This window comes from Polynucleobacter arcticus (assembly GCF_013307205.1).
In the GTDB taxonomy this organism is placed as follows: Bacteria; Pseudomonadota; Gammaproteobacteria; order Burkholderiales; family Burkholderiaceae; genus Polynucleobacter; species Polynucleobacter arcticus.
Window position 1 is genome coordinate 1,729,079 of the sequence record NZ_CP028940.1, and the last position, 12,773, is coordinate 1,741,851.

11 protein-coding genes are annotated in these 12,773 nt (G+C 48.1%); 3 read left to right on the forward strand and 8 right to left on the reverse strand.

Translation table 11 applies throughout. The features are described from left to right. Window positions 1-12: 12 nt before the first annotated feature. The 4 genes from rpoD to rpsU all read right to left on the reverse strand — a co-directional run bounded on the left by rpoD (window position 13) and on the right by rpsU (window position 5,643). Complete coding sequence (gene rpoD, locus DN92_RS08810) at window positions 13-2,616, reverse strand: RNA polymerase sigma factor RpoD (RefSeq protein ID WP_173960884.1); 2,604 nt, start codon at window positions 2,614-2,616, stop codon at window positions 13-15. A gap of 224 nt (window positions 2,617-2,840) precedes the next feature. After that, complete coding sequence (gene dnaG / locus DN92_RS08815; protein ID WP_173960885.1) at window positions 2,841-4,790, reverse strand: DNA primase; 1,950 nt, start codon at window positions 4,788-4,790, stop codon at window positions 2,841-2,843. Window positions 4,791-4,839: 49 nt separating this feature from the next. Continuing rightward, window positions 4,840-5,286: a GatB/YqeY domain-containing protein gene (locus DN92_RS08820; protein WP_173960886.1), complete on the reverse strand. Its 447-nt coding sequence runs from the start codon at window positions 5,284-5,286 to the stop codon at window positions 4,840-4,842. Window positions 5,287-5,430: 144 nt separating this feature from the next. Beyond that, complete coding sequence (rpsU, locus tag DN92_RS08825; protein ID WP_011903537.1) at window positions 5,431-5,643, reverse strand: 30S ribosomal protein S21; 213 nt, start codon at window positions 5,641-5,643, stop codon at window positions 5,431-5,433. Window positions 5,644-5,720: 77 nt separating this feature from the next. Between rpsU and tsaD the strand changes: the two genes are divergently transcribed. Next, window positions 5,721-6,794 carry a tRNA (adenosine(37)-N6)-threonylcarbamoyltransferase complex transferase subunit TsaD gene (tsaD, locus tag DN92_RS08830; RefSeq protein ID WP_173960887.1) on the forward strand — a complete coding sequence of 358 codons (1,074 nt, stop codon included), beginning with the start codon at window positions 5,721-5,723 and terminating at the stop codon, window positions 6,792-6,794. Here the strand turns inward: tsaD and dxs are convergent. From dxs to xseB, 3 genes are read right to left on the reverse strand one after another with little or no spacing between them, the layout of a single operon-like run. After that, entirely contained in the window at window positions 6,791-8,674 is a 1,884-nt protein-coding gene (gene dxs, locus DN92_RS08835; RefSeq protein ID WP_173960888.1) for a 1-deoxy-D-xylulose-5-phosphate synthase, read from the reverse strand. The two genes, tsaD and dxs, sit on opposite strands and share 4 nt — an antisense overlap. A 16-nt stretch (window positions 8,675-8,690) precedes the next feature. Further along, entirely contained in the window at window positions 8,691-9,593 is a 903-nt protein-coding gene (locus DN92_RS08840; RefSeq protein WP_173960889.1) for a polyprenyl synthetase family protein, read from the reverse strand. Window positions 9,594-9,615: 22 nt separating this feature from the next. Then, window positions 9,616-9,849: an exodeoxyribonuclease VII small subunit gene (gene xseB / locus DN92_RS08845; RefSeq protein ID WP_173960890.1), complete on the reverse strand. Its 234-nt coding sequence runs from the start codon at window positions 9,847-9,849 to the stop codon at window positions 9,616-9,618. 162 nt (window positions 9,850-10,011) lie between these two features. Here xseB and DN92_RS08850 point away from each other — a divergent pair, with 162 nt between their 5' ends. Together DN92_RS08850 and DN92_RS08855 are read left to right on the forward strand one after the other, a co-directional pair. Next, complete coding sequence (locus tag DN92_RS08850; RefSeq protein ID WP_173960891.1) at window positions 10,012-11,118, forward strand: aromatic ring-hydroxylating oxygenase subunit alpha; 1,107 nt, start codon at window positions 10,012-10,014, stop codon at window positions 11,116-11,118. Between the two features lie 38 nt (window positions 11,119-11,156). Then, window positions 11,157-11,987, forward strand: coding sequence for a sulfurtransferase (locus DN92_RS08855; protein ID WP_173960892.1), 831 nt, complete (start codon window positions 11,157-11,159; stop codon window positions 11,985-11,987). Here the strand turns inward: DN92_RS08855 and DN92_RS08860 are convergent. Then, a complete protein-coding gene (locus DN92_RS08860; RefSeq protein ID WP_173960893.1) occupies window positions 11,984-12,757 on the reverse strand; it encodes a ZIP family metal transporter in 774 nt (257 codons plus the stop codon). The genes DN92_RS08855 and DN92_RS08860 overlap by 4 nt on opposite strands. Between the last annotated feature and the right edge of the window lie 16 nt (window positions 12,758-12,773).

Consider the following 12,773-nt stretch of genomic DNA (forward strand, 5'->3'; position numbering starts at 1 on the left):
TTAGTCTTTGGATCAATCCTCTTCGAGGAAGGTCTTGAGTTTGTCGCTGCGACTTGGATGACGCATCTTTCTCAAAGCCTTGGCTTCAATCTGACGAATACGCTCACGCGTGACATCAAACTGCTTACCTACTTCTTCGAGGGTATGGTCTGTACTCATCTCAACACCAAAGCGCATACGTAATACCTTTGCCTCACGCGGTGTTAATGAATCCAATACATCCTTGACCACATCGCGCATGGAGTCATGCAACGCTGCTTCAGCCGGAGCTAAAGTATTGCTGTCCTCAATGAAGTCACCCAAATTCGAGTCTGCATCATCACCAATCGGCGTTTCCATGGAGATTGGCTCTTTAGCAATCTTCATGATCTTGCGAATCTTGTCCTCAGGAATTTCCATCTTGAGAGCCAAGGTTGCTGCATCTGGCTCATGACCAGTTTCTTGCAAGATTTGACGGCTGATACGATTCATCTTATTGATCGTCTCAATCATATGCACTGGGATACGGATCGTACGTGCTTGGTCAGCAATGGAACGGGTAATTGCCTGACGGATCCACCAAGTTGCATAAGTAGAGAACTTATAACCACGACGGTATTCAAACTTATCAACCGCCTTCATCAAACCGATATTACCTTCTTGAATTAAATCCAAGAACTGCAAACCACGGTTGGTGTATTTCTTCGCAATCGAAATAACCAAACGTAAGTTGGCTACTGTCATCTCACGCTTTGCTTCACGTGCACGCTTCTCGCCGGCAATCATTTGCTTATTTACTTCTTTTAATTCTGGCAACGGTAATACAACGCGAGTTTGAATATCAATCAACTTCTGCTGAAGTTCTTGAATCGCTGGAACATTACGTTGTAGGAGTGCGTTATAAGGCTTGTTTTCTTTCAGTAGCTTATTTACCCACTCTAGATTCATCGACATCTTTGGGAAGTCTTTTAATACTTCACCACGATTCACGCCGACCTTATCCACTAACAAGCTCACAATACCGCGCTCGAGTTTCCATACTTGGTCTACTTGTGATCGCATGGTGTCGCACAACTTCTCAACACTCTTTGCGGTCAGACGGAAACCGAGTAGCTCACCACGAATCGCTTCTTGCGCCTTGATATAGGCTGGGCAGTTATAGCCCTCTTTATCAAAAGCACGGCGCATCTTGTCAGCCTGCGTACGCACAATCGCAAACTTCTCCAGGGAGATTTGCTTTAACTCTTCTAATTGCTTAGCGTTTGCTGTAGCTGCACCGCCACCGCCGCCGCCTTCGTCTTCGCCGCCTTCTTCATCACCCACTTCTGCATCTGGGTCAACTTCTGGCTCTTCTGGCCCAAGCTTAATATCTTCGGCATTTGGATCAACTAATCCATCTACGAATTGATCAATCTCCATCTCGCCGCTGGTAATCTTATCGACGTTAGCAAGCATTTCGCCAATCGTGACGGGGCAAGCAGCCAATGCCATCACCATATCTTTAAGGCCTGCTTCGATCTTCTTCGCAATGACGATCTCGCCTTCGCGTGTCAGCAAATCCACAGTGCCCATCTCACGCATATACATACGCACTGGGTCGGTTGTACGCCCAAATTCAGAGTCGACAGTAGCTAAAGCGGCTTCAGCCTCTTCTTCCGCTTCTTCTTCAGAAGTGGTTGCTGAAGCATTCTCATTGAGCAAGAGCGTTTCAGCATCAGGAGCTTGCTCGTAAACAGTAATGTTGATGTCATTTAGAAGGCTAATCAGCGTTTCTAATGCATCAGCATCAGACAATTCATCCGACATCACGTCATTCATTTCGCCATGAGTTAAGTAACCCTTGGACTTACCCATCTTGATCAAAGTCTTCAGACGGGTACGACGCAATTCTTGTTGCTCTTCAGATCCCAATTGTTGTGCTGCGAATTCTTTTAAAAGCGCTTTTTCTTTTGCTTTGCGCTCACGGGCTTTTTGACGATCCGTTAAAACTGGTTCAGCGCCTTCAGCAGGAGCATCAGCTTTTGGCTTACGGCCCTTTTTAACTTCTTCAGTGGCCTCTATCTCAACTTCAACAGTCTTGGCTTTCTTACCCTTAGCTTCCTTAGCAACCTGCTCTACTTCAACCTTTGGTGCAGCAGCAGCTTTACCTTTCTTAGGGGCCTCAACTTTCACCACTGACTTGGCTACTGGTTTTGCAGCTGGCTTGATAGGAGTCTTCGCAACAGGTTTAGCAGGTGCCTTTGCAACTGGCTTTGCAGCAACCTTGACTGGCGCCTTTACCGCTTTTGTAGGTGCCTTCGCAACCGGCTTCACCGCTGCCTTCGCTTTTGCGACTGGCTTAGCTGGTGCTTTCACCGCTTTGGCAGCTGGCTTAACTGGTGCTTTTGCTTTTGCAGCAGGTTTGGCAGGAGCCTTCACTTTTGCGACTGGCTTAGCCGCTGCCTTCACTGCTTTGACAGGCGCCTTGGCAATTGGCTTAACTGGTGCCTTCGCTTTCACAACTAGTTTGGCAGGAGTCTTTGCTTTTGCGACTGGCTTAGCGACTGATTTAGCTGGCGCCTTCGTTGGTGCCTTGGCTGATGCTTTAGTTGGCACTTTAGCGGCTGGTTTAGCTGGTTTTTTCTTGGTATTTGGCATGTCTTAGCACTTACTCACATTACTGATGATTGATCTCGACTGCTTAAGCGCAGCCTCGTTGTCCACTTGCCCCAAATTTCTTCAAAATAAAGCGCAAGTGGCTGAATTAAATCGGTTTTTTTCTGGGAATAGAGGATTATAGTCGATTGCGACTTTTTTACCCCCGCCTATACTAAGAAGATGGGGTAAATTTCGGGTTTTTCTAGAGCGAAATCAGAAAATTCTTATGAGAACTTCAGTCTTTCGCCCAATTCACGATAGCGGGCCCGATCTTGCTCGGTTGCTGTGCTGCCAGCGATCTTTTGAGCAATCTCTGTCATCTCGGTTTTCAGGTGAGTCAACTCGAGCTTCTTGAAGGCACCATCTAAATCTGCGATTGCCCCTTCGATCTCCAAATCGGAGCCCATCACCCGTTTTCTGAGCACCTCATACAGCGGGGCTAGCTCACTGCGGGACAGTTGCTCTTGAAACAAAGCAAAAGCCCCCGCGCCAACTGTTGGTGGCTTACCGTTCTCACCTGGAATTAGTTCAACTAAATCGCACTGAGCTAATAAATCTTTCATTAGGTCTAATGCTTTTGCAGATCGCAGCTCAGAAGCTTGCAGCGCAAGCGCTCTCTGGTTAGCATCCAATGCTTTTCCTAAATGCGGAAACTGAATTAAGACGCGCAGCATCTGCTCTGCTAAATCCGTTGGGGCTTGAGGCGGTGCCAAATTTTGCGTTGCCACTCTCTTCGCTGTGCCCTTAGATGCCTGCCAAGGTGCGCCCTGCGTTCTGTTGCTGCTATTACCTTGATTGAAATTGGGTGCACGCTGATTTGTGCTGGAGTAGGAACCTTGCTGCACTGGAGTCGGGGCAATAGTCAATCCGCAGAAAGATTCCAACTCTGCTGGAGTTGAGTTTGTGCGAATCGCCAGCTCACGCAAAATTTGTGTACGCAAAGCAATCGGCGGCATCGATAGTAATAAAGGCTTAGCAGCATGATGTGTTTGCGCTCTACCCTCAGGAGTCGTGAGCTCATGGTCTTGGCTAGCGATCTTAAAGAAGAAGCTGGAGATCGACATCGCCTCTTTAATCACTTTTTCAAAAGCAGGCGCACCATAAGCACGCACATAGCTGTCGGGATCATGCTCGGTGGGCAGGAACAGGAAACGAATTTCTTTGTCATCTGACATTAGGGGTAGGCAAGCCTCTAATGCGCGTTGCGCAGCCCGCTGGCCCGCAGCATCGCCATCAAATGAAAACACAATACGATCGGTTTGGCGTAACAACATACGCACATGATTTGCAGTACAGGCAGTACCTAAGGTCGCCACTGCATTCGGGAATCCCAATTGTGCGAGTGCCACCACATCCATATAACCTTCACAGACAAGCACATACTCTTGAGAGCGAATGGCTTGTCTCGCCTCAAATAATCCGTAGAGCGTATTGCCTTTGGAAAACAATGGAGTTTCGGGAGAATTTAAATACTTGGGTTCACCTTGATCCAGGATGCGGCCACCAAAGCCGATAGTCTGACCTTTCGGATTACGAATCGGAAACATGATGCGATCACGAAAGCGATCGTAGCGTCTTGCAGTTTGGTTAGTTTCGGTCTGCTCACTTTGAATGAGTAAGCCGCCCTCCAATAAAGTTTTCGCAACTTCATCATTAGTGTAGGTGCCAAAGACTGCTTCAAGACCTTGCCAACCATCGGGCGAATATCCCAAAGCATATCGTTTAGCGATCTCACCAGTCAAGCCACGCCCCTTGAGATACTCGACTGCACGGGGGGCTACTTTAAGTTGCTGGCGATACCAGTCTGCTGCTGCACTCATGACTTCACTTAAAGCCATTGTTTGCTGTTGGCGCAGCACATCATTAGCAGTACGCTCTTCTCGCGGCACATCTAAACCTGCAGAACGCGCTAAGTCTTCAATCGCATCTACATAACCAAGGCCAGAGTACTCCATCAAAAAGCTAATTGCAGAGCCGTGAGCGCCGCAACCAAAGCAGTGATAGAACTGCTTAGTCGGAGAAACTGAAAATGAGGGGGATTTTTCTGAATGAAAGGGGCACAAACCTTGAAAGTTCGCGCCCGCTTTTTTTAACTTCACATGCTGTCCAACCACATCAACGATGTCAACCCGATTTAATAAATCGGCAATGAAGGATTGGGGGATGAGAGCCACTAGTAATGGATCAAGCTGAGCTTATTGTTTTAAGTGTTTATTTGGCAGCTTACTGAGCAAGGGCAGCTTTGACCAAACCAGAAACTTTGCCCATATCTGCCTTACCAGCCAACTGACTCTTGAGCACGCCAATCACCTTACCCATGTCTTGTGGACCGGCAGCGCCAGTGGACGCTACCGCTGCAGCAACAGCTGCTACCACCTCAGCATCCGATAATTGGGCTGGTAAGTAATCTTGCAATATGACCATTTCAGCGGCCTCAATTGCGACCAAATCATCGCGATTGGCTTTCTCAAACTGGGAAATAGAATCTTTGCGTTGCTTGATCATTTTTTCAACTGTCGCAATCACAGATGCGTCATCCATTTCAATGCGCTCATCCACCTCACGCTGCTTAATTGCAGCTAGCAAAAGACGAATCGTTCCTAAGCGCGCTACTGCTTTAGCGCGCATGGCGTTTTTCATATCTTCAGTGATTTGATCTTTAAGGCTCATGGAATTGACTCCTAATAGAGGTTTAATGCTAATTCAGTCTTTAGTGTATTGGCTTTTTGTGAACTACTTAAAAAGCAAAAACCCGCTGCGTTTCACCGTCAGCGGGTTTCAAAGCCTCTCGGTGAGGAGAGCTTTTAAATTCGATTAGTACAGCTTTTTAGGCAACATCTGGCTGCGAATACGCTTGTAATGGCGTTTAGCAGCAGCTGCCTTCTTGCGCTTACGCTCAGCCGTTGGCTTCTCGTAAAACTCGCGGGCACGCAAGTCGGTCAATAGGCCATTTTTTTCAATGGTGCGCTTGAAACGGCGCAATGCCACTTCAAAAGGTTCGTTCTCACGTAGGCGGACTGTAGTCATACTTGTTTAACTCGTATATGCTCGAAAAATATCGATAAATTAACTGAAATGCGATTCTAGCACGACCAAGCAAAAAAATGATTGTTTTAGGCATAGAAACTTCTTGTGACGAAACCGGCGTGGCTTTATATGACACAAGCCCCTGGGAAAAACACGCCCCAGCCCATCAAGGCATCTTGGGGCAGGCCCTTCACTCCCAAATCGCCATGCATCGGGATTACGGGGGTGTAGTCCCTGAGTTGGCGTCTAGAGACCATATACGACGTGTTTTACCCCTCCTCGATGATGCTTTGCATGAGGCCAGACTCCAGCTAAAGGATGTTGATGCTGTCGCCTATACCCAGGGCCCTGGACTAGCTGGCGCCTTACTCGTGGGGAGCGCCTTTGCCAAATCCCTTGCTCAAGGCCTCAATTTGCCCTCTATTGGAGTGCATCACCTAGAAGGGCATCTACTTTCTCCGCTACTGGGGACCTCGGTACCGGAGTTTCCCTTTATTGCTCTCCTGGTTTCCGGCGGCCATACTCAGTTAATGCTAGTGAGCGGGGTCGGCAAATACCAACTTTTAGGCGAAACCCTGGATGATGCCGCTGGCGAAGCTTTTGATAAAACAGCTAAATTACTCGGCTTGGACTACCCCGGTGGCGCCGCAATCTCCAAATTAGCAGAAACAGGGCAGCCTGGACGATTTGATCTACCCAAACCGATGTTGCACTCAGGGGATTTGGATTTCTCCTTCTCTGGACTCAAAACAGCTGTCTTAAACCAAGTAAAAAAGTTTGAGATGCTGGGAATTTCTGATGCGCAAGAAATTGCGACATTTCAAGCAGATCTAGCCAGAAGCTTTGTAGATTCCTTAGTGGCCGTGTTGGTCAGTAAATCCGAAAAAGCACTGAAGCAAACAGGCTGCAAACATTTGGTACTAGCTGGTGGTGTAGGCGCCAATTTGCAATTACGAGCGGCTTTAAATACCAGCGCCAAAAAGAATCGATTTGATGTGCACTATCCGCCAATAGACCTCTGTACTGATAACGGCGTCATGATTGCTTTTGCGGGAGCGCTACGGATGCTGGCAGAAAATAATGGCTCGACAACATCGGGCGCTTTTGACATCAAACCCCGTTGGGATTTAGCAAGTAATAACCTGGTTTAAGCGAGTTTTACCTCTGGGAAGCGTAGGGTAATTGCCCTAGCAATCCCTGCAGGATCAAGGCCACACTTGCTCATTAAGAACTTGTAATCGCCATGCTCCACAAACGCATCTGGGAGACCTAGTTGCAATAAGGGCTTATTGATACCCATTGCAGAGAGGGCCTCTAAGCAGGCGCTACCAGCGCCACCCTGAATGACGCCATCTTCAATTGTCACAAAATAATCATGATCTTGTGCCACGGATTTGAGGAGCTCAATATCTAAAGGCTTTACGAAACGCATGTTGGCAACTGAGGCATCGATCTGCTCCGCAACTTCAAGAGCGGGATACAACAATGTTCCAAAAGCCAAGATGGCGACGCGCTGACCAGCTGGTGCATTCGATTGCCGACGCAACTCCCCCTTACCTAGCGGAACGGAGCGTAAGTCTGTCGATGGAATAGTGCCAACACCCGCGCCACGTGGATAACGCACTGCGCTTGGGTGCGGCTGATGAAATGCCGTCGTGAGTAAATCGCGACACTCTGCTTCGTCAGCAGGCGTCAAGACCAACATATTCGGAATACAGCGCAAGAATGGAATGTCATACGCGCCCGCATGGGTAGCGCCATCAGCACCAACTAAACCAGCGCGGTCCAAAGCAAACAATACCGGCAGATCTTGAATAGCCACATCATGAATGAGTTGATCGTAAGCACGCTGCAAGAAGGTGGAATAAATTGCCACGACTGGCTTCATACCCTCGCATGCCATGCCCGCAGCAAAAGTGACTGCGTGTTGCTCAGCAATACCGACATCGTAATAACGCTTCGGAAAATTCTTTTCAAACTCAACCAGACCAGAGCCTTCTCGCATTGCGGGAGTAATGCCAATCAATAATGGATCGGCGTGCGCCATATCACATAACCACTCACCAAATACTTGTGTAAAAGTTTTCTGAGTAGGAGTGGTGGACTTCTTGACACCCTCTTGCGGATTGAACTTACTCGGACCGTGATACAACACTGGGTCAGCTTCTGCCAACTCATAGCCCTGTCCTTTGCGAGTCACTACATGCAAGAACTGCGGACCTCGACCCTCAAGCGCTAAACGACGGACGTTTTGCAACATCGGAATCAAGGCATCCAAATCATGACCGTCAATCGGGCCAAAATAATTGAAACCAAACTCTTGAAAAATCGTTGAGGGCGAGACCATACCTTTAGCATGATCTTCTAGGCGTTTCGCAAACTCACGTAAAGGTGGGGCAATCGATAAAACACTATCAATACCCTTTTTTGTAGCAGAGTAAATATTGCCGCTAAGCAATCTTGCCAAATGGCGATTGAGCGCACCGACCGCTGGCGAGATCGACATATCGTTGTCATTGAGTATGACTACCAATGGCAAATCATCATAAACACCAGCATTGTTCATCGCCTCAAATGCCATACCACCAGTCATGGCGCTATCGCCAATCACTGCAACCGCTACTTGTTTTTCACCCTTGGTCTGGAAGGCCCGTGCCATTCCCATCGCCGCAGAAATACTGGTCGAAGAATGACCAGTACCAAAGGCATCGTATTCACTTTCAGATCGCCGCGGAAAACCAGACAAGCCGTCGAACTGACGCAAGGTATTCATGCGATCACGCCGGCCAGTCAAAATTTTGTGCGGATAACTTTGATGCCCCACATCCCACACAATCCGATCATGTGGCGTATCAAAGACATAGTGCAGAGCAATCGATAGCTCGACTGTGCCCAAATTAGAGGAAAGGTGACCGCCAGTTTTGGAGACGGAGTCGAGCACAAACTGACGCAATTCATCGGCAAGCGCTGGTAACTGCTCACGAGGGAGTTTTTTTAAGTCTGCAGGAGAGTGAATCAAATTTAAAGTCATCAAATCTTCAGTAATCTTATTTGCCCCTATTAACCACTAACAGGGCTAAATCTTTTAGAGCCTGGGCTTTAGCGCCAAAACTCTCTAAGCTAGCAATTGCACTTTCTTGTAAATCTTTTGCTGCTTTGTTGGCATAGTCTAAACCCATCAAGGTCACATAGGTTGGCTTGTCGTTCGCAGCGTCTTTTCCTGCAGTTTTGCCTAGCGTCTGACTATCCGCGGTCGCATCAAGAACGTCATCCACAATTTGAAAGGCTAACCCCAAAGCTTCAGAGTAATTTTGGAGATGCTGCATTTCACTCGGATGCAGTCTGGCAACGATACCGCCTAACTGGACCGAACAAGATAGTAATGCGCCCGTCTTCATCGCATGCATCTGCTTTAAGCCTACAAGATCCAACTTCTTACCAACACTCTCTAGGTCGATTGCCTGGCCACCAGCCATACCGCGAGAGCCTGATGCACTAGCTAATGCACTAATCATGGCTAAACGAATATCCGAATCACACTGTGCATTTGCCAAAACCTCAAAGGCGCGGGTCTGTAAGGCATCCCCCACTAGCAAAGCAGTAGCCTCATCAAATGCTTTGTGAACCGTAGGTCTCCCACGGCGCAAGTCATCATCATCCATACAGGGCAAGTCATCGTGCACTAAGGAGTAAGCGTGAATGCATTCGATTGCAACAGCGGCAGCATCTAAGGCAGCGCTCACTTGCTCATCAGAATCAACACCCAACTCACCTGCGGCATAAACCAATAGCGGGCGGATTCGTTTACCGCCACCTTGAGCGGCATAGCGCATTGCCTCATGTAAACGCGCAGGATTGGTATTGGCAGCATCAAGTAAATGCTCTAAAGCCAATTCAGTTCGCTGCCCATGAGTGCGAACCCAATCTTGGAAGGAAGGCTGGCTATTCATCAAACTAGATGTTCAGTCTAGCTTACGCTTCGAATACGCGGACTTGCTGCTCAACTTGAGCCAGCATGCCTTGACAATGCTTCAAGAGCGCTGCACCACGCTGGTAGGCCAAAAGGGTCTCTTCTAAGGAGAATTTGCCAGATTCCATGTCAGAAATTAGTGCCTCCAACTCCCTTACCGCCTGCTCGTAACGCAATTCAGGGTCGATTTGAGTCTCAAGACCGGGTTTCTGACCCTCAGATTTCTTAGCTGGCATTGACTTATTTCCTTCAAATTTCAAACAGATATAGCCCTACATATTAAAGCGAGACGGGGTTCAGATGGGTATAATCCCCTCCTTCCTTTCCAATATCGATCCGTCGATGGTTGGATTGGTTATTCCGCTTAGCTTCGGCTGACGTTTTCGGGGGTGGGGAGAATGACTAATCTGGCTACCGCGCAGCAGCTTGCGCCGTCCAACTTACAACTGCCGGTTTCGGCCTATTTTGACGTTGAGCTCTATCAACGCGAAATCGAACTGCTTTTTAAGCAGGGCCCTGGCTATGTAGGCCACGAACTCATGGTGCCTGAAATAGGCTCCTACCAAACCTTAAGCTCTGAAAATGAAGGTCGACTACTGGTTCGCAATGACCAAGGCATTGAACTTATCTCCAATGTCTGTCGTCACCGCCAAGCACTAATGCTGAATGGCTCTGGAAAGGCAAATAACATTGTTTGTCCACTACACCGCTGGACGTACGATTTACACGGTGAATTATTAGGCGCACCCCATTTTGAAGATAAGCCCTGTCTTCATCTAGGCAAATCGCCATTGCAAAACTGGCAAGGCCTCTTATTTGAAGGTCCTCGCGATGTCCGTACTGACTTAGCCAAACTTGGCGTGGCTGACGACCTCAATTTTGAAGGTTACGTACTGGATCACGTTGAGGTCCATGAATGCAATTACAACTGGAAGACTTTTATCGAGGTCTATCTCGAGGACTATCACGTGGTGCCATTTCATCCGGGGCTAGGCAAGTTTGTCTCTTGTGAAGACCTGCGCTGGGAATTCGGTGACTGGCATAGCGTACAAACTGTGGGTATTCATAAAGACTTAGAGAAGCCTGGATCACCGGTTTACCAAAAGTGGCATGAGGCTGTTCTACGCCACCACAAAGGCAAAACGCCGCGCCACGGCGCCATCTGGCTGACCTACTACCCCAATGTGATGGTCGAATGGTATCCAGGCGTTTTATGCGTTTCTACTTTGCACCCGCTTGGCCCCAATAAGACGCGCAATATTGTGGAGTTCTACTACCCTGAAGAAATTGCCCTCTTTGAACGGGAATTTGTCGAGGCTGAAAGTGCGGCCTACCGGGAAACCTGCCTCGAAGATGATGAAATCGCCGAGCGCATGGATGCTGGGCGCGCAGCGCTACTTGCTCGCGGTGTAAATGAGGTAGGCCCCTATCAAAGCCCCATGGAAGATGGCATGCAGCATTTTCATGAATGGTATCGTCGCGCTATGAACTATCAAGGCGCATAATCAAGTAGCATCTAATTCGCCAATCACTGGAAGCCCTCATGACTCCTCTCATTACTGCAAATCAGCTAGAAGAAATCATCAATAGTGGCGAGAACGTACTTCTGTGCGATTGCCGTTTTGACCTAGTGGATCCTCTAGCGGGAATCACAGCTTATGAGGAGGGTCATCTTCCAGGTGCTATTTATGTGAACTTAGATACCGATTTATCCGGTGAGACAACTGGTCAAAATGGTCGCCATCCACTCCCTACTCCAGAGGCTTGGGCAAACACCAAAGCGCGCTTGGGAATGAGCCCGACAACACTCGTAGTGGCATATGACAACCAAGGCTCGGTTTACGCCAGTCGTTTATGGTGGATGCTCAAGGCAACTGGACATGTCAATGTGCAGGTTCTGGATGGTGGACTCGATGCCTGGAATGGTCCGATTGGCACCACGCCTAGTCAACCCACCCCAACAAATACACCGATAGAGCCGATGCCTTATGTGGGCCTTGTCTTAGTGGATGAAGTCTTGAAGAATTTACAAACCAAGAAAAATATCGTGATCGATGCACGCGCAAATGATCGCTTTCATGGTCAGAATGAAACTTTAGATCCCGTTGGCGGACATATTCCCGATGCCATCAATTACTGCTTTAGAGAAAATCTTTCCAAAAGAACTTTTAAAGCCCCAGAGCAACTTTATAAGGACTTTGTTGAACTCCTAGGATCAACTAAGGCTTCAGAAGTGATTCATCAATGTGGCTCTGGAGTGACCGCTTGCCATAACTTATTAGCTATGGAAATCGCGGGTTTGAAAGGCTCACGCGTATATGCAGGTAGTTGGAGCGAATGGTGTTCCGACCCTAGCAGACCAGTTGCACTTTAATGTAGTAGCGATAGCAAGATGACAAAGCCAACACCACAAGCAATCAGCAAGGTTTGACGTAAAGATTCAATCCAGTGGGGGCGACGGTGCATTTGCGGTATCAAATCGCTGACTGCAATATAAATAAAACTACTAGATGCAATCACCAAGAGGTATGGCATTGCTCCCTGAGCTTTCTCCAAAAAGAAATAGGCTAGCACGCCACCAAGTACTGCAGACAAGCCGCAAATAAAGTTGTAAAACAAAGCCCGTGCTCTAGAGAAGCCGGCATTGAGCAAGACAATGTAATCACCAATCTCTTGCGGAATCTCGTGGGCAATGATGGCAATGGCAGTGAAGATCCCCACTTGGTAATCCACCATGAAAGCGGCTGCGATCAAAATACCATCTACAAAATTATGCAAGCCATCGCCAACCAAAATCATCCAGCCGCTTCGCCCAGCCACCTCAGCATCATGGCCATGGTGATGATCATGTCCATCACCCTCATGATGATGACTGTGACGTAAGAGCGCAATTTTCTCAAGCAGGAAGAAGCCAAGAAGGCCTGCAAGCAAGGTAGCGAATAACAACTGAGGGCTTGCATCAGACATCGTAAAAGCCTCAGGCAAAGAATGTAAAAAGGCAGTTGCAAGCAAAATACCGACAGATACGCTCACCATGCCATGGACCATCTTTGACAATAAGGCCAATGAAAAACTCGCAGCAACAAGAACACTAGCCGTTCCCGCTAAGGCTGTTACCAACAAAATGCTTTGCAGTACTGACATATAAATTACGCTACCC